Genomic DNA, 17,393 nt, shown 5'->3' on the forward strand with positions numbered 1-17,393 from the left:
AAGGCAAAACATGCATCCAATATGCTTCTTTCATGCGACGCGCCGTCGCAGGGTGTTTTGGCGGCCCGGCAGCCTGAACGACAGACGGGAAGAGACGGCCTAAAAGGCGCTGTCGCGAAGCAGCACCTTGCCGTCGGCCATCAGCCGCAGCGGGGCGGAGGCGCCGCCCTTGCTGACCGCGACGACGAGGCGGATCCGGTCGCGTGGCAGCCGCTCGATGTCGAGCCCCTGCCCCTCCGGCACGAAGAAGGCGTCGAGCCCGTAGTCGACGGCAAGCCTTTGCTCCGAGCGGTGGCCGCGCACATGGCCACGGATCACCAGCCGGCCGTCCTCGGGAGCCTTGTCCAGCAGCTCCACGGCGCGGTGGATGCCCTCGTTGTCCGCCTCCAGCACGGCCCAGACCGGATCGCCCTGATAGACGCTGTCGGCGAGGCTGCCTGCCTCGACCACGTTGATCTGCGGGTTGAGGATGACGTAGTCGCCGCGCAGCAGGTCGCGCGGATCGATCGGGGTCAGCGCCAGCGTCACCTCGGTGCCGCTCGCGTGCACACGCAGCCGCTCGGCAAGCGGCAGGGCGACCAGCGCCAGCTGGATCAGCGCGACGAGACCCCATTTCAGCCAGGGGGAGCGCAGGACGGGGGAGCGGAGCGCGGCGTTCATGACGGTTCTCCCGTGACTGTCTCCGCCCGCTGGCGGCGCATCCGGCGCGCGGCGACGATGGCGACCGCGACCAGCACGATGCCGGCAACGAGGAAGAACACCGACTGGCCGAGCAGCGAGCCGACCGTGACATAGAGCAAGAAGAGCAGCGCCAGCGCGATGCCCAGGTTGCCGGTGGCGCTCCAGCCCCTGTTGTCGCCGAGCGAGCCGGCCGCGCTCGTCGCCACCATGGCGCCGAGCACCAGGGCCGCCAGCACCACCCGTGCCTCCGGCGCCGTGATCAGCGCCAGCGGACAGGCGAGCATCAGCAGCACCGCCGCCACCAGCGCCTGCGCGGCCTGGTCGCCGCTTGCGCGCGCGAACATGATCGCAAGACCCGCAACCGCAAGGACAAGGGTCAGCCAGAGCGGCCAGACGGAGAGCAATTCGCGCGCCGCGACGCCCTTGTCCAGCGCGTCGAAGAAGCCGAGCACCAGCGAGAGCAGCGCCGTGCCGGCCAGCAGCAGCAGCCCGTATGTGTCGGCGGAGCCGGCAAGGCGCGCGGCGCCCTCGCCCGTGTCGCCGGCAAGGGGTTCGGCGCGCGCGGCCAGCACCCGGGCCCAGGCGACCAGCACCGCGCCGAGCCCGGCAAAGGCCGGCAGCACGGCGAATTCCATGTCGGAGGAGGAGAGCGTGTAGCGCGCCTCGAGCAGGGCGGCGAAGAGCCAGCCATAAACGCTCGTTGCCTGCAGCAGCACGATCCAGCGCCCGGCCAGCGAGGTGCGGCGCAGCACGTGGCCGGCGGTCAGGGCCAGCAGGACCAGCGCGATTGTCGTCTCCGCCAGCGTCGGGCGAGGCGGATCGCCGATCCAGGCCAACCAGGTGATCGCGGCGATGGCGCCGGCGACCAGCGAGGCGCGCGAGCCGCAGATCCAGGCCGCCGCCAGCGCGCCGGCGGCGACCAGCAACGCGCCCCCGGCCCAGTCGACCGGCAGGTGGTACATCTGGCCGACCAGCGACATGCCGCTGACGAAGACGAGGGTCGCGAACATGGTCGCCAGGTCGGCGATGCCGGTCCGCCCGCGCGCGGCCATCGCGGCGGCGAAGCCGTGCGCGCCGAGAAGCAGCACGGCGATGCCGGCGAGCTTCGCGGGGCGCGGGATCGCCTCCCAGTTGGCGGCGACGAAGGCGGCGACCGCCAGCGCCAGGCAGATCGTGCCGATGCCGGCGAACAGTGCCGGCAGCCGGCTCGCGGCCCGGGGCGCGGCCGCCAGCTCGGCCCGGATGTGGCCCGCGCCCTCCGTGCCGATCCAGCCCTTTTCGAGCCAGCGGGCAAGGTCCGCTTCCAGCAGTTTCCGGTAGTGCGACCGATCCATCATTCCTCACCCTGCATGCATGCCCCGCGCGCGTTGCGACAAGGCCGTGCGCGCGCGTTGAAAGTCAATCCCCTTGCACGCGCGCGCCCTGCCCTCAATGCACCAGCGAGAACCCGGCCCAGACGATGGCGGCCAAAAGCGCGGCCGCCGGCACCGTCACCACCCAGGCGCTGATGATGGTCAGCACATGGGCGCGGCGCACCAGCTTGCGGCGGCGCAGGTCGGCCGGCTCGGACTGGCGCCAGTTTCCCGCGATGGTCACCGCGACATCGTCGATCCGCTCCAGCACGCGCCGGGAGCGGATGCGGTTCATGAACCATTCGCGGTAGAAGCCGACGCCGAACACGGCCCCGACGGCGATGTGGGTGGAGGAGACGGGCAGCCCCAGCGCGCTGGCGAGCAGGACCGTCGCGGCCGTCGCCAGCAGCACGCAGAAGGCGCGGATCGGGTTCAGCCGGGTGATCCGCTCGCCGACCATGCGGATCAGCCTTGGCCCGAACAGCAGCAGGCCGAGCGAGATGCCGAGCGCCCCGACCACCAACACCGGCAGCAGAAAGTCCTGGCCCGTGTAGCTCCAGTTTTCCTGGTCGACGGCGGAGAAGATGGCCGCGACCGGGCCGACCGCGTTGGCGACGTCGTTGGCGCCATGGGCGAAGGAGAGAATCGCGGCGGCGGCGATCAGAGGCACGCGAAAGAGCTGGCGCAGCGAGGCGTTGCGGTTGTCGAGCCCCTGCGCGGCCCGAGCCACGGCCGGCGCGGCGAGCGCCCAGGCGGCGAGCGCGGCCGCCGCGCCGATGGCGGCGATGCCGAGCGGGCCGGCGGCGCGCGCCACCGGCAGGCCTATCAGCACCAGATAGAGGGTGAAGGTGCCGGCCAGCAGCGCGAACAGCACCGGCAGCCAGCATCTGGCGGCGGCGATCTTGTCCTCGCGATACATGATCCGGTTCTTGATCAGGGCAAGGCAGGCGGCCGCGAGGACCGCGCCGAGCAGCGGCGAGACCACCCAGCTGGCGGCAATGGCGGCGATGGTGCCCCCGTCCAGCGCGGCGGCGCCGGCCGAGGCGAACCCGGCGCCGAGCACGCCGCCGACCACCGCATGGGTGGTCGAGACCGGCGCGCCGATGACGGTGGCAAGGTTGATCCACAAGGCGGCCGCGACCAGGGCGGCCAGCATGGCGAGCGGGAAGTCGGCCGGGCGGGCGAAACTGTCGAGGTCGACGATGCGCGAGGAGATCGTCGTCACCACTTCCGAGCCGGCAAGCAGCGCCCCGGCGCTTTCGCACAGGGCGGCCAGCACCAGCGCGCTGCCCATGGTGAGCACGCGGCCGCCGACCGCCGGGCCCATGTTGTTGGCGACATCGTTGGCACCGATATTGAGCGCCATGTAGCCGCCGAGCACGAGCGCGGCCGTCAGCAGCAGCCAGTGGGAGCTGTCGGAAAAGAACAGGGCGGCAAGACAGGCCGTGACAATGAGGAACAGGAGCCCGAAGCCGAGCGTCACATAGGAACGCGACAGATAGCTCGTCGCCTCCTCCACATAGGTGAACTTGTCGAGATCCTTGTCGATCGTCGATCTGGATTTCCGGGAATTCCGCTCGCTCATGGCCAGGAACGCGGGCTCATGATCGGGCCGGAAACGGCATCCGGCCCGGCAATGATCCGCCAGACCGGATGATTTCCTGCAGGCTTGCTCCTGGTATCCAGTCCCGTTCCCTCATGCCGTTTCTCGCCAGAATTTATGAGTTCGCGTCCTATGCTGCGCCAGGCGCGTAACGGTTTGGCGACACCGGCGCCGCGATCACCGCAGGCGGTCCAGCAGCCGCGCATTGAGCAGCAGGCCCGAAAGCTCCGGCTCATGCACGTTGCGCGCCGCTTCCTGCGGGGCGAACCAGCCAAAGCGGCGCTGGCCCTTTTCCGGCCAGTCCTCGTCGATGGAGACAACGGCAAGCGGAAACACCTGCACCCGCACCCGGCGGCGCAGCCCGTTGTCGAGCACCTTGCGGTAGAAGAAGCTGCCCAGCGGATCGGCGCCGATATCTCCGACGAGCCCCGCCTCCTCCCAGGCCTCGCGCGCCGCCGTCTCGCTCAGCGAGCGGCCCTTTTGCGGCCAGCCCTTGGGCAGCACCCAGCGGCCCGTGTCGCGGCTCGTCGCCAGCAGGATCTCAAGCGCATCCGCGCCGTCGCGGCGCCAGGGCAGGGCCGCGACCTGAACGGCGGCCGGCTTGCCGCCGAGCCACAGGCGCATGGTCTCGATCGCATCCCCGATGCGCGAGTTCCCCCTGGGTTCGGTTGGCACGGCTAGGGCCACGGCTGGAAAGCCCCTCTTGTTGCGGCTCGACTGCTGCGTTTCGCTGTTCGATCGCTTTAGTCGTTGTCGAATCAAACGGAATCAATGAAGCCGTCATACTAACGGCTGATATGTCAGAGATAGGACGCGTCGCGCCGATTTGCAACAAAAAGCGTAATATGTGCGCTTTTCGCTTCAAGCCGGACGTCCGGCGCGCATCCTTTCCAGACCCTGCTCAACCCTCCGGGGTGTGAACGATCTCGCGGGTCTCGCGGAAGCGGATATCCGGGTTCTTCTCTCCGACATAGTTTACCTCCCAGGCATTCTTGAAAAGGTAAACGGGCCGGTCGTCCCGGTCCTGGGCAACGCTCATCCGGCTGGTTTCCAGGAACTTGCGCAAGGTCGTGTCGTCGTCGCACTCGACCCAGCGCGCCGTGTTGTAGGGCACCGGATCGAAGCCGATCTCGGTCGCGTATTCGTTGCGCAGCCGGTCGACGACCACGTCGAGCTGCAGCACGCCGACAACGCCGACGATCCAGTTGGAGCCGATCTGCGGCTTGAAGATCTGCACCAGCCCCTCCTCGGCCAGATCCATCAAGCCCTGGCGCATCTGCTTGACGCGCATCGTGTCGGAAAGCCGCACGCGCCGCAGCACTTCCGGGGCGAAGGCCGGCAGGCCGGTGACGTGGATTTCCTCGCCCTCGCTCAAGGTATCGCCGACGCGCAGCTGGCCATGGTTGGGCACGCCGATCACGTCGCCGGGATAGGCGGTCTCGGCCAGTTCGCGCTCCTCGGCGAAGAAGAAGATCGGCGCCGTAACGGCGATGGTCTTGCCGGCGCGCACGTGCTTCAGCTTCATGCCGCGCTTGAAGACGCCCGAGCACAGGCGCACGAAGGCGATGCGGTCGCGGTGCTTGGGGTCCATGTTGGCCTGCACCTTGAAGACGAAGCCGGTGACCTTCGGCTCCTCCGGCCGGATCACCCGCGTCGTCGCCGGCTGGGCGTGGGGCGCGGGGCCGGAGCTGGCGATGAACCGGATGATCTCCTCGACCCCGTAGTCACGCAGCGCCGAGCCGAAGAAGACCGGCGTCATGTGTCCTTCCAGGAAGGCCTCGCGATCGAAGGCCGGATAGGCCTCGGCGCCCAGCTCGACATTCTCCTGGAGCTCGGCCAGGACGTTGGGAAACAGCGTCTCGGCCAGATAGGGATCGTCGACGCCGCTCACCTGGCGCTCGGTGTCGAGGCGCTGGCCGCGCCCTTCCGCCGAGGTCATGAACATCTTCGCCTGCCAGTCGTAGACGCCGAAGAAATCCGAGCCCATGCCGACGGGCCAGGTCATCGGCGTGACGTCGAGCGCCAGCGCCTCCTGGATCTCGTCCAGCGCCTCCAGCGGATGACGGCCTTCCCGGTCGATCTTGTTGATGAAGGTGATGATCGGGATGTCGCGCAGGCGGCAGACCTCGAACAGCTTGCGCGTCTGGGTCTCGATGCCCTTGGCCGCGTCGATGACCATGATCGCCGCGTCCACCGCAGTCAGGGTGCGGTAGGTGTCCTCGGAAAAGTCCTCGTGGCCCGGCGTATCGAGCAGGTTGAAGGTGATCCCGTCGCGCTCGAAGGTCATCACCGAGGACGAGACCGAGATGCCGCGTTCCTGTTCGATCTTCATCCAGTCCGAGCGGGCGCGGCGGCGCTCGCCGCGGGCGCGCACCTGGCCGGCGGCGCGGATGGCGCCACCGGACAAGAGCAGCTTTTCCGTCAGCGTCGTCTTGCCCGCATCCGGATGCGAGATGATGGCGAAGGTGCGCCGGGTCAGATGCGACGGCGCGGACCCGGCGGCATTGGCTGCCCCTGCATCGGCGCGGGTTTCGGTGAGGCTCATGGCCGCTCCCTGGAGTTCGGTCTGGAATTCACTGGCGCCGGCCGGTTCCGCCCGCGCGAAGGTTGGCGCAAGGTCTAGTCGTTTGCACCGGCAAATTCCAGTGCGCCTTGCGCATGGCCGCATTCCCGACCATAGCTGGACCTTCCGACCGCCCTTCCCGCCAATGAGCAGGACGAGACTCCGCCGCATGACCGTTTCCCGCTCCGCCCTCGCGCCGCTCCTCACAGGGCTCGCGCTGGTCGCCCTCACCGCCGTCATCCTGCTTGCCATGGGCCGCGTGCCGATCTGCACCTGCGGCGAGATCAAACTGTGGACCGGCGACGTCGTTTCCGCCGACAACTCGCAGCACCTCGCCGACTGGTACGTGCCCTCGCACATCATTCACGGCATGCTTTTCTACGGGCTGTTCCATCTGGTAACGCCGCAGCTCTCGCTCGGCTGGCGCGCGGTCGGCGCCATCATCATCGAGGCGGCCTGGGAGCTGGTCGAAAACAGCCCCTTGATCATCGACCGCTACCGCGAGGCGACCATCGCCGTCGGCTATACCGGCGACAGTGTCATCAACTCCGTCGCCGATATCGGCTGGATGCTGTTCGGCTTCTGGCTGGCGCTGCGGCTGCCGGTGGCCGTCACCGTCGCGCTTGCGCTCGTCATGGAGATCGGCACGGCCATCGTCATCCGCGACAACCTCACCCTCAACGTGATCATGCTGGTCTGGCCGATCGACGCCATCCGCGACTGGCAGCAGGGGCTGGGCGGGTAGGCTCCCGCGCTTGACAGCGCGCGGCCGGGCGGCAATCTCCCAGTCCCGACCGGCTTCACCCGCCCAACGAAAGGCCGCCATGTCCCTCGTCCACCCGCTCGCCCTTGCCGCGCTCGGCGGCTGCGCCGCGACCGCGGTTGCCGTGCATGACTTCTTCGAGGGCGAGACGCTGGTTGCCGATCTCATTCGCACCCGCCGTCTGGCGCGGCGCGACATTGCCGAGCTTGACGCCCGCGCGGCGGCCGCCCCCGAGCGCGGCCCCGTCGTCACCCTGACGACGATCCCGAGCCGCATCGGCCATATCGCCATGACGATCAAGAGCCTGCTCGACCAGTCGCTGCCACCGGCGGAAATCCGCCTCAACGTGCCGGAACATTCGCGCCGGGAAAATTGCGGCTACGAGATCCCCGGCTGGCTCACGGGGCTTGCCACCGTCACCATCGTGCGGTGCCAGGATTTCGGCCCGGCGACGAAACTCTTCCCGACGCTGACGCGCGTGCCCGAAGACACGGCCATCGTCGTCGTCGACGACGACCGGATCTATCCGCCGGACTTTCTGGAAAACCTCGCGGCCCACGCGACGGCGGAGCCGGACGCCGCCTTCGGCCTGTCGGGCTGGGTGGTTCCGGACGACTTCATCGACCGGCCGACGACGCTGCGCAGCAATCTCTTCATGCTGCCGCCGGCACCGATCCGGGCCCGGCGCCTCCGCAGGCCCGTCCCTATCGACATCCTGCAAGGGTTTTCCGGCTATCTCGTGCGGCCGCGCTTCTTCCCGGAAATGGAGGCGATGCTTGCCCATCGCGATGCGCCGGAGGCGGCCTTCTTCGTCGACGACGTGTGGATCTCCGGCTTCTGCGCCGCGCCCAAATACGTCGCCCCGGCAAGGCGCGCCGGTTTCCAGATGATCAGCCGCATGTCCTTCTACAAGGCGTCGAGCCTTGCCCGCGTCAATCGCGGCGAGGGCACGCCGGAAACGCGCAACAACACCATCGTCATCCGCCATCTCGCCGATCGCTGGACGGTCGGCGGCCATCGACCGGCCGGGTCTCGCGCACCAGCCGGCTGACCGCCTCCGCGACCCCGGCAAGCACCTTCGGGTCGCCGGCGAGAAAGCGTTTGGCGGCCGGGTCGAGCCGGTTGAGCCGGCGGCCGATCCAGGGCAGGCCGGAGACGAAGCCGAGCCGGGTGCGCACATCGAAGGCGACCGTGTCGCCCGCCATCGAGACATGGTGCGGCGAGGCAAGGCGCGCGAGGTCGGCGAGCGGATGCCCGGCGCCCACCGGCGTCTCGCGGTAGTCCCCCGCCTCCAGCCCGCTCATGCGCCGGACCTCCGCTCCCTGGCCGTAATAGTCCGTGTTCTTCTGCATCATCCGCAGCAGGCCCTCGCCATCGGCAAAGACGCTGCCCGCCCCCCGGCCGAGGCCGTTTCTCGCATCGGCGAAGATCTTCTCGTCATTGACCGGCAGCGGCTGGAAACGGCCCGACAGGAGGTCGCGGGCCCGGCAGGCGGTCAGCCAGCGGGGCCCGTCCGCGCCGGCCGGCTTCTCGCAGGTGACGAGCCACCACCAGTCCTCGTGTCGGAAAAGCAGGCTGTCGACCGCGTCGCGCCCCTCGAAGATGCGCCGCACCCGCCGCCAGCGGTCGGGAAAGCGCTCGCATTCATAAAGATCGAGCGCGCCCATCGCGCAGGTCTCCGGCAGCATGTAGAGCCGGCCTTCCGCCTCGAAGAGAAACGGAAAGCTTACATGCTCGCGGATCGGCAGGACCGGGATCGCGGGTCCGGGCGTCAGGTCGTCACCGAGCTCCATCGCCACCAGCCGGCCGCGCTGCTCGAGATATTCGAACTCCTCGACGAAGAGCCAGGTCCGCCCGTCCCGTTCCCACAGGAAAGGGTCGGCATAGTAGCTCAGCGGCGGGGTGGCGACCTTGATCGGCAGGCTGTCGCCGGCACGCATCACATAGGTGCGGAAATGCTCCTTGGGAAACCGGTGCAGGCCCAGGACCCGGCGGCGGTAGAAGTCCTGCCAGCGCAGGTTGAGCCGGTCGCCCGCCTTGTAGGCGCGGTGCCAGAACCGCTGCAGCGGGTCGGTCCAGGCCGGGCGGCCCGCGTCGATCTTGTTGCGCGACGACATCCAGCGCACCGGCCGGGGCGAGCTGATGTCGATGTCGCCCTCGTTGAGGGCGAGATCGCCGCGCCGTTCGGCCCGAAACAGCAGGATGGAGAGGATCGCCTGGTCCGCATTGTGGCTGTGGTCGGACCGCGCCGGAATGAACACCTTCGGATCGAACGCCAGCTCCGCCCAGTCGATCAGCAATTCCCGGGCCGCGGGCCGGGCAAGGTCGAGACCGAGCACTCCGCCGACGCGGATCCGCCGGTCGAGGAACTGCGGCTCCACCTCGAGCCTTTCGCGGATTTCGGCGGCGCAACGCTGCGCCAGGTTCGACTGGCCCGACAGCGTGTAGGCGCCGAGGCGGCCGAGTTCGGCGAGCGGTTCATCGAGGGGCGCGTGAAACAGCGTCGCGCTGTCGAACCAGAAGAGCCGGCCGCCGAAGCGCTCGGCCGCATCGGCGATGACCAGCGGTTTCCAGGCATAGGTACCGGTGGCGGGCGCCACATGCGCGGGATAGGGCACCAGGCTGAAGGGCAGGAACTGCGCGAAGGCGAAGCGGGCGGCAAGCGCCGCGCGCTCAGCCGGACCGAGCCCGAGGTCGTAGACGGCGATCCGCGCGGTCTTCTCGATGCCGTGCCGCCGGATGCTTTTCAGGAACTGCGCCAGCGTGCGGGCGAAGGCGGTATCGGCGGCGGTGACGATGGTCAGCGACATGAAGGACAGCGCCTCTTGACGGCCGCCGGCCGGACCGGACGGAAAAGGGTTCTGCTCCGTTCATGTCCGACCGCGCGCCGCGATGCAAGCGCCGGCCGCCGCGCTCCTCACGAGGCCGGGCGGGCACCCTCCTCCGGCAGCAGCCGGGCGAGCGAGGCGGCGTATTCGGCGACGCTGTCGCGCTGCGGGTCGAACCATTCGAGTGACCAGTTGAGCGCGCCGATCAGGGCGTGGCGCAGGTAGCGGATGCGGTTGGCGTCGGCGTCCGGCCCGAGATAGGCGGAGATGATGCCGTTCCAGACCTTGTCGTAGTCGCGGCGCACGCCTCTCAGTTCGGCCTGCACGGCCGGCGGAACGAAGGGATAGCAGCGGATATGGGCCGAGGCGAAGTCGCTGGCCGATTGCAGGGTCTCCAGGTGGACCCGGAGCGCCACGACCAGCCGCTCCCGCGGCGAGGTGTTTGCGTCCTCCTCCAGCGCTTGCGTGACCGCGTCGGAGACGATCTCGACGCCGGCCCGCATCACCTCGCAGGCCAGTTCCTCCTTCGAGGAGAAGTGGTAATAGAGACTGCCGGCCTTCATGCCGACCTCCGCCGCCAGATCGCGCAGCGACGTCTCGGCATAACCGCGCTCGCGCATCATCCGGGCGGCAACGGTCAGGATCTCGTGGCGCGCCATCCGCGCCTTCCGCGTCGGCTTCCGGAGCGCCGTCGTTTCGATCAATATGACTCTCCGTTTCGACAATTTTTCGAAAATCTGACGCAAAAATTGAGTCAAACCCGCCGCTTTGCGACAAACTCCGCCCGTCTCACATGCGCTTGGCGACCTCTTCCAGCATCACCTCGGTGGCGCCGCCGCCGATCGATTGGACCCGGGCATCGCGTGCCATCCGCTCGATCGTGCTTTCGCTCATGAAGCCCATGCCGCCATGGAACTGGACGCAGGCATACATGACCTCGTTGACCAGTTCCCCGCAATAGGACTTGATCATCGACACCTCGCGCACGAGATCCTCGCCGGCGGCGGCGCGGGCCGCCGTTGCGTAGATCATCTGCCGCCCGGCTTCAACCCAGGTCGCGAGTTCGGCAAGCCGCTGGCGAACCACCTGTTTTTCCCACAAAGGTGCGCCGAACGCCTTGCGTTCGCGGACATAGTCCACGGTCAGCTCGATCGCCGCCTGTGCCTCGCCCATCGACATGGCGCCGAGGACGAGCCGCTCGTTCTGGAAGTTCTTCATGATGGCGTAGAAACCGCGCCCCTGCTCGCCGAGGACGTTCTCCACCGGCACGCGCGCATCGGCAAAGGAGAGCTCGGCCGTGTCGGAACTGCGCCAGCCATGCTTGTCGAGCGCCCGCGAAACGCTGAAGCCGGGCGTGCCCTTCTCCACCAGGAACATCGTCACCGACTGGCTGGCCGGGCCGCCCGCCTCGGTCTTGGCCGCCACGCAATAAAGGTCTGCATGGACCCCGTTGGTGATGAACATCTTGGACCCGTTGAGCAAATAGTGGTCGCCCTCGCGCCGCGCCGTGGTCCGGATGCCCTTCACGTCGGAGCCGGCATCCGGCTCGGTCACGGCGACGGCGGTGATCGTCTCGCCGGCGATGACACCGGGCAGATAGCGCGCCTTCTGCGCCGCGCTGCCGGCGTTGAAGACATGGACCGAAGCCATGTCGGTATGGACCAGCGCGGTGATCGCAACGCCGGCATAGGTCGAGCGGCCAAGTTCCTCGGCAAGCACCACGGTCGCCCGTTCGTCCATGCCGGATCCGCCATATTCGGCCGGATAGCGGATGCCGAAGAAGCCGAGTTCGCCCATCTTGCGCAGCACGGCGCGCGGGGTGAGCCCGTCCGCCTCCCACTGGTCGGCGTGGGGCTTGACCTCCTGCTCGACGAAGCGGCGTACCTGCGCGCGCAGCATGTGATGCTCCTCCTCGAAGAAGAAGCTGCTGGCCGTTGTCGCGTCGAAACCGAGTGTCGCCTTCATGTGCCCTGCCTTGTTGCCTTGCCGGTTCCCGGCCCTGTTCCCCGTTTGCCGCGACAGTCCCGCCCGGGGCCTGGCTGCATCCGGCAGCCCCCCGTCAGCACCTGTCGTTGACTTAATTTCTAACGAACGTTAGGTAGAACGTCAAACCGGATAATGGCAAGGGAGGCGCGCCATGGCCGCTATCGAGACGCCGGACGTCAAAACGCCGACAACCGAGCCGCTGGCAATCGAAACGCTTGTCGCGGAATTGCGGGTGAAACACGCCGCCGCCTCGCAAGGGGGCGGTGAGAAGTTCCGCACCCGTCACGCCGAGCGCGGCAAATGGTTCGTGCGCGAGCGCATCGAGTTCACCCTTGATCCCGGCACCGCCTTCCTGGAGCTTTCGCCGCTCGCCGCCAACGGGCTCTATGGCGGCGAGGTGCCGGGCGCCGGCATCGTCACCGGCATCGGCCTGATCCACGACCGTCCCTGCATGATCATCGCCAATGACGCGACGGTGAAGGGCGGCTCGTTCTTCGCCGAGACCGTGCGCAAGCACGCCCGCGCCCAGGAGATCGCGCAGGAAAACCGCCTGCCGGTGATCTACCTGGTCGATTGCGGCGGCGCCTTCCTGCCCGAGCAGGACCGGGTGTTTCCCGACAAGGACCATTTCGGCGGGGCGTTCTGGCGCCAGTGCCAGATGTCGGCGCAAGGGCTGCCGCAGATCTCCGTCGTCTTCGGCGGCTGCACCGCGGGCGGCGCCTATATTCCAGCGCTCAGCGACCAGGTGATCATGGTACGCGGCACGGGGCGCATTCACCTTGGCGGGCCGCCCATCGTCAAGGCGGCGATCAACGAGATCGTCGACGGCGAAACGCTGGGCGGTGCCGACATGCACACCGGCGTTTCCGGCGTCAGCGACCATGTCGCGGCCGACGAGGAAAGCGCGCTCAGGAAGCTGCGCGAGATTGTCGCCCACCTGGGCGAGGGCCGACGGATCGCGCCGCCGCCGCTCGCCCCCGTGCCGCCCCTGCCCACGACGGGGGACCCCTCGGCCCATGCCCCGGTCGACCTGAAGCGGCCGGCCGACATGCGCGCGCTGATTCGCTCGATGGTGGACGGATCGCAGCTTTCGGAGTTCAAGCCCGACTACGGCGCGACGCTGATCGCGGGCTTTGCCCATATCCACGGCTATCCGGTCGGCATCCTTGCCAATGACGGGGCGCTGTTCTCGGAAAGCTCCCTGAAGGGCGCCCATTTCATCGAACTGTGCGACCAGCGGCAGATCCCGCTCCTCTTCCTGCAGAACATCACCGGTTTCATGGTCGGCACGGCAGCGGAGCGCGGCGGTATCGCCAAGCATTCCGCCAAGCTCGTCTACGCGGTCTCCAACGCCAGGGTGCCGAAGCTGACGGTGATCGTCGGCGGTTCCTACGGGGCAGGCAATTACGGCATGTGCGGGCGCGGCTTCCGTCCGCGCTTCCTTTTCTCCTGGCCGAACGCGCGCATCGCCACGATGAGCCCGGACGTTGCCTCGACCGTGGTGACGGAGCTGCGCCGCGCCAGCCTCAAGGGCGCGGCCAGCGAGGCGGACATCACCGAACTGGATCGTCGGACCCGGGCCCAGTTCGAGGAGCAGTCCGATCCCTACTATGCCACCGCGCGGCTCTGGGACGACGGCATCATCGAGCCGGACCAGACCCGCGACGTACTCGGTCTCTGCCTGGCGCTTTCCGCCGGCGAGGCACAGGACACCGGCCCGCGCCCGGTCTACAGGATGTGAGGCCGCACATGTTCGACAGCCTGCTTATCGCCAATCGCGGCGAGATCGCCTGCCGCATCATCCGCACCGCACGCCGGCTCGGCCTGCGCACCATCGCTGTCTATTCGGATGCCGACCGCGACGCGCTGCATGTGAAGATGGCGGACGAGGCCGTGCATATCGGCGCCGCGCCCGCATCCCAGAGCTATCTCAAGGTCGAACGCATCGTCGAAGCCGCAAGGGCGACGGGCGCCGCTGCGGTCCATCCAGGCTACGGCTTTCTCTCCGAACGGCCGGAGCTCGCCCTTGCCTGCGCCGAAAACGACCTCGTCTGGGTCGGTCCGGCCCCTCACGCCATCGCCGCCATGGGATCGAAGATCGAGGCGAAACGGATCGCCGGAGAGGCGGGCGTGCCCTGCATTCCCGGCTATGCGGGCGAGGACCAGTCGGATGCCGCGCTCGTCGCCGCCGCCCTGCGCATCGGCCTGCCGGTGATGGTCAAGGCCAGTGCCGGCGGGGGCGGCAAGGGCATGCGTGCCGTTCTCGCCGAGGCCGACCTTGCCGCAGCGATCGCCTCCGCCAGGACCGAGGCCGAGCGCGCCTTCGGCAACGGCCGGCTGCTCGTTGAAAAGCTCGTGCAGAACCCGCGCCACATCGAGGTCCAGCTGCTTGGCGACCGTCATGGCAACCTCCTCCATCTCTTCGAGCGTGACTGCTCGGTCCAGCGCAACCACCAGAAGCTGCTGGAGGAAGCGCCTGCCCCGAACCTCGATCCCGGCACCCGCGAGCGGCTTTTCTCGGCCGCGCTGACGCTCGGCCGGGCCATCGACTACGACAATGCCGGAACGGTCGAGTTCATCATGGATGGAGCCACCGGGGATTTCTTTTTCCTGGAGATGAACACACGCCTGCAGGTCGAGCATACCGTCACCGAGGCAATCACCGGGATCGACCTGGTCGAAATGCAGTTGCGCATCGCCGCCGGCGAAGCCCTGCCCTTCGCCCAGCACGAGATCCGCGCCACCGGACACGCCATCGAGGCCCGGCTTGCGGCCGAGGACGCGGCCAGCGGTTTCCGCCCGTCCACCGGCACGCTGCTGCACTGGAACCCGGCCCCGGAGCTGCGCTGCGACAGCGGTGTCGCGACCGGGTCCACGGTCGGCGCCTCCTACGATTCGATGATCGCCAAGCTCGTCGCCCACGGCCGCGACAGGACGGAAGCCTGCCGCAGGCTCGCCGCCGGACTGGAGCGGACGGAGGTCGCCGGCGTGACCACCAACCGGCTGTTCCTGCGCGACGCGATCCGCCGGCCGGCCTTCGCCGAGGGGCGCGCGACCACCGAATTCCTCGCGCAGGAATGGCCGGAGGGCTGGCAGGCGGCGGGCACCTCCGACAGTCTTGTCCTCGCGGCCCTTGCCCGGCATCTGCGGAACCGGCAGCCCTGCTCCCCGGCACGGCCCCCGTCTCCTTGGCACACGCTCGGCGGCTTTCGCCTGCTCGGCGAAGCCGGCAGCCCGGCCCGTGCCACCTATCTCGATGCCGAGCGACCGGAAACGCGGGTGGCGATCTCCGGGCAGGAAAGCCCTTTCGCGGTCACGGTCGGAGGCGAGACACGCGAGATCGATGTCGATTGGCGGGACAACACACGGCTGGCGATCTCGATCGACGGCCGGGCAGAGACGGTCGGGGCGCTTGTCGCGGGCGACGCCGTCCACCTTTGGAGCGCGCGTTGCGATGCCGTCCACCGGGTCGTGCCCGCAGCCGACTTCGATGCCGCCCAGGCCGGCGAAGGCGCCGGCGCGGCGGACCGCGTCACGGCACCGATGCCGGGCCTGCTGGTTTCGCTCAACGTCCGCCCCGGCGAGAAGGTGGCAAAGGGCGACACGCTGGCGGTGATGGAATCGATGAAACTGCTCATGGACCTCAAGGCGGCCGCATCCGGCATCGTCACCGCGGTGGGAGCTGCGGCCGGGGATACGCTCGATGCCGGCGCAGTCATCGTCACTCTCGACCCGGACGAAAGCTGATCTCAGACGCCCCGAAGCCGGGCGAGAAGCGTTTCGAGGCCGCCATAAAGCGCGTCCGTGCCGATCAGGCGGCGGGCCTCCCCCCGGCCCGCGACAAGAGCGGGAACGCCGCGCACCCCGAACCGTGCCATCTCGGTTCGTCCGGCCTCGATGCGTGCCGCGTTGGCCTGGACGAGAGCCTCGTCCGGAGCGGCAAAGCGGCGCGCCGCCTCGTCCAGCCCCATCTCCTGAAGCACATCGGAGAGGATGGCCGGATCGGCATTGTCCCGGCCCGCCACGTAGCGGACGCGCTGGATGGCGGAAAGCGCCTCCAGCTCGCGCTCAGGAGCGGTGAGACGCACCGCCGTCAGGGCCAGCGTCGCCGGGCCGGAATCGACACGTGTTCCGCGCGCGCCCAACACATTGGCGCGATAGGCTTCGCTGAAGGGCTGGCCGCTCAGGCGGGCAATACGCTGGTCCGCCTCCCAGGCATGGGCGGCAAACCCGTCGTTCATCGGGAAGGCGCCGCCGCCTGCAAACAAGCCGGAGGGGACCAGCTCAACCGCGATCTCCGGGTGCCGGCCGGCCTGTTCCATGGCCGGCAATGCGCCATAGCACCAGCCGCACAGGGGGTCGAAGATATAATCCAGATGCATCGTCGAACCGGTTTCCATGGTCCCCACCTCGCCTCTTACGTCAGTAGCCGACGGTGAAGCGCTGGCGCGAGTGCTTCGGTGTCTCGATCTCGTCGACCATGGCGATGGCATAGTCCTCGAAGGAGATGCTGCTGCCGTTCTCGTTCGCCAGAAGGGCGTCCTTGCCAAGCCGGAACCGGCCGGTGCGCTCACCCGGCACGAACATCGCGGACGGGGACAGGAAGGTCCAGTCGAGATCGTCGACATCCTTCAGAAGATCAAGGAAACGCGCGCCGCCAAGGGCTTCCTCCTTGTACTCCGCCGGAAAGTCCGGCTGGTCGACCAGCCTCTGGCCCGGCGCCACCTCAAGGCTGCCGGCGCCGCCGACAACCAGGTAACGCTTCACGCCGGAGGCACGCACGGCCTTGATCAGGATGGCCGGATCGCTGGCGCTGAAATGCACCGAGCTGATCACCACGTCATGCCCCTTCAACAAGCTTGCGAGCCCTTCGCCGTCGAAGACATCGCCCTTTGCGGCGGTCACGCCCGGCAGGGCCGCGATCCTGTCCGGATTGCGGGCAATCGCCGTCACCTGGTGACCCCGGTTGGAGAGTTCCGTGAGGATGCGCGACCCGGCGTTGCCGGATGCGCCGATCAGCGCGACATGTGTCATGTTTCGTCCTTTGGTTTCAAAATCGGATCTGGTCTATTATCCAGACTGAAACCCAGTTAGGACGGACGCGCGAAACCCGCAAGAAGTCATCTTTTCGCGACATGGTCATCGCGGCGTGACCCTTGTCGGTGGCAGGAAAGGATCCCGTATGAGCGAAGAAACCGCATTCCCCAAATCCTGTTCCTTCGAGCAACCCTGCCCGATACGCGACGTGCTGGACAGGATCGGCGATCAGTGGAGCCTGCTCGTTCTGGACGTTCTGAGCGGGGGAACACTGCGGTTCAACGCCATCTCCCGGCAGATCGGCGACATCTCCAAGCAGATGCTGTCCAAGACCCTGCGACGGCTGGAACATGACGGCTTCGTCCACCGCACGATCTACGCGGAAGTTCCCCCGCGGGTGGAATACGAACTGACCGAGTTGGGGCGCTCCTTCCTGGAGCCGATGAAGGGCCTGATCGCCTGGGCGGATACCCACCATGCGGCGATCCGCGAGGCACGTGCCGATTACTCGGCCAGGGAGCCGGCCTGACGCTCGATCCGGCTGGTTGACGGGTTTCGGCTTCCCGGGCGTCCGGAAGCT

The 17,393-nt window shown here is 68.2% G+C and carries 15 protein-coding genes; 5 read left to right on the forward strand and 10 right to left on the reverse strand.

All coding sequences use genetic code 11. The features are described 5' to 3' along the window. Positions 1-99: 99 nt before the first annotated feature. The 5 genes from RBB46_RS18600 to RBB46_RS18620 all read right to left on the reverse strand — a co-directional run bounded on the left by RBB46_RS18600 (position 100) and on the right by RBB46_RS18620 (position 6,181). The gene (locus tag RBB46_RS18600; protein WP_306030523.1) at positions 100-660 is read right to left on the reverse strand and encodes a GDYXXLXY domain-containing protein; all 561 of its coding nucleotides are present in this window, start codon (positions 658-660) and stop codon (positions 100-102) included. Continuing rightward, positions 657-2,015 (reverse strand): DUF2157 domain-containing protein, encoded by a 1,359-nt coding sequence (locus tag RBB46_RS18605; RefSeq protein ID WP_306030524.1) that lies wholly within the window; start codon positions 2,013-2,015, stop codon positions 657-659. The genes RBB46_RS18600 and RBB46_RS18605 overlap by 4 nt, the downstream gene beginning before the upstream one ends. A gap of 94 nt (positions 2,016-2,109) precedes the next feature. Then, complete coding sequence (locus RBB46_RS18610; RefSeq protein ID WP_306030525.1) at positions 2,110-3,618, reverse strand: inorganic phosphate transporter; 1,509 nt, start codon at positions 3,616-3,618, stop codon at positions 2,110-2,112. 195 nt (positions 3,619-3,813) lie between these two features. After that, positions 3,814-4,323, reverse strand: coding sequence for an NUDIX hydrolase (locus RBB46_RS18615; protein ID WP_306030526.1), 510 nt, complete (start codon positions 4,321-4,323; stop codon positions 3,814-3,816). Between the two features lie 214 nt (positions 4,324-4,537). After that, positions 4,538-6,181, reverse strand: a complete 1,644-nt coding sequence (locus tag RBB46_RS18620) for a peptide chain release factor 3 (protein ID WP_306030527.1) — start codon at positions 6,179-6,181, stop codon at positions 4,538-4,540. A 187-nt stretch (positions 6,182-6,368) separates the two neighbouring features. Here RBB46_RS18620 and RBB46_RS18625 point away from each other — a divergent pair, with 187 nt between their 5' ends. Then, the gene (locus tag RBB46_RS18625) at positions 6,369-6,944 is read left to right on the forward strand and encodes a DUF2585 domain-containing protein (RefSeq protein ID WP_306030528.1); all 576 of its coding nucleotides are present in this window, start codon (positions 6,369-6,371) and stop codon (positions 6,942-6,944) included. A 79-nt stretch (positions 6,945-7,023) separates the two neighbouring features. Then, complete coding sequence (locus tag RBB46_RS18630; RefSeq protein ID WP_306030529.1) at positions 7,024-8,013, forward strand: hypothetical protein; 990 nt, start codon at positions 7,024-7,026, stop codon at positions 8,011-8,013. Here the strand turns inward: RBB46_RS18630 and RBB46_RS18635 are convergent. From RBB46_RS18635 to RBB46_RS18645, 3 genes are all read right to left on the reverse strand, one after another. After that, positions 7,940-9,772, reverse strand: a complete 1,833-nt coding sequence (locus tag RBB46_RS18635) for a hypothetical protein (protein WP_306030530.1) — start codon at positions 9,770-9,772, stop codon at positions 7,940-7,942. The genes RBB46_RS18630 and RBB46_RS18635 overlap by 74 nt on opposite strands. A gap of 107 nt (positions 9,773-9,879) precedes the next feature. After that, a complete protein-coding gene (locus RBB46_RS18640; RefSeq protein ID WP_306030531.1) occupies positions 9,880-10,494 on the reverse strand; it encodes a TetR/AcrR family transcriptional regulator in 615 nt (204 codons plus the stop codon). 85 nt (positions 10,495-10,579) lie between these two features. Further along, positions 10,580-11,755, reverse strand: coding sequence for an acyl-CoA dehydrogenase family protein (locus RBB46_RS18645; protein ID WP_306030532.1), 1,176 nt, complete (start codon positions 11,753-11,755; stop codon positions 10,580-10,582). 172 nt (positions 11,756-11,927) lie between these two features. Between RBB46_RS18645 and RBB46_RS18650 the strand changes: the two genes are divergently transcribed. Continuing rightward, complete coding sequence (locus RBB46_RS18650; RefSeq protein WP_306030533.1) at positions 11,928-13,517, forward strand: acyl-CoA carboxylase subunit beta; 1,590 nt, start codon at positions 11,928-11,930, stop codon at positions 13,515-13,517. A gap of 8 nt (positions 13,518-13,525) precedes the next feature. Next, positions 13,526-15,523, forward strand: a complete 1,998-nt coding sequence (locus RBB46_RS18655) for a biotin carboxylase N-terminal domain-containing protein (RefSeq protein ID WP_306030534.1) — start codon at positions 13,526-13,528, stop codon at positions 15,521-15,523. A 2-nt stretch (positions 15,524-15,525) separates the two neighbouring features. Here RBB46_RS18655 and RBB46_RS18660 read toward each other — a convergent pair whose 3' ends face one another. Further along, positions 15,526-16,176 carry a DsbA family protein gene (locus RBB46_RS18660; protein WP_306030535.1) on the reverse strand — a complete coding sequence of 217 codons (651 nt, stop codon included), beginning with the start codon at positions 16,174-16,176 and terminating at the stop codon, positions 15,526-15,528. 22 nt (positions 16,177-16,198) lie between these two features. After that, positions 16,199-16,810 (reverse strand): NAD(P)-dependent oxidoreductase, encoded by a 612-nt coding sequence (locus tag RBB46_RS18665; RefSeq protein WP_306030536.1) that lies wholly within the window; start codon positions 16,808-16,810, stop codon positions 16,199-16,201. Positions 16,811-16,958: 148 nt separating this feature from the next. On the opposite strand from RBB46_RS18665, the gene RBB46_RS18670 reads away from it, so the two are divergent. Beyond that, positions 16,959-17,342 (forward strand): helix-turn-helix domain-containing protein, encoded by a 384-nt coding sequence (locus RBB46_RS18670; protein WP_306030537.1) that lies wholly within the window; start codon positions 16,959-16,961, stop codon positions 17,340-17,342. Positions 17,343-17,393: the final 51 nt, after the last annotated feature.

It is taken from the genome of Stappia sp. MMSF_3263 (assembly GCF_030733745.1).
In the GTDB taxonomy this organism is placed as follows: domain Bacteria; phylum Pseudomonadota; class Alphaproteobacteria; order Rhizobiales; family Stappiaceae; genus Stappia.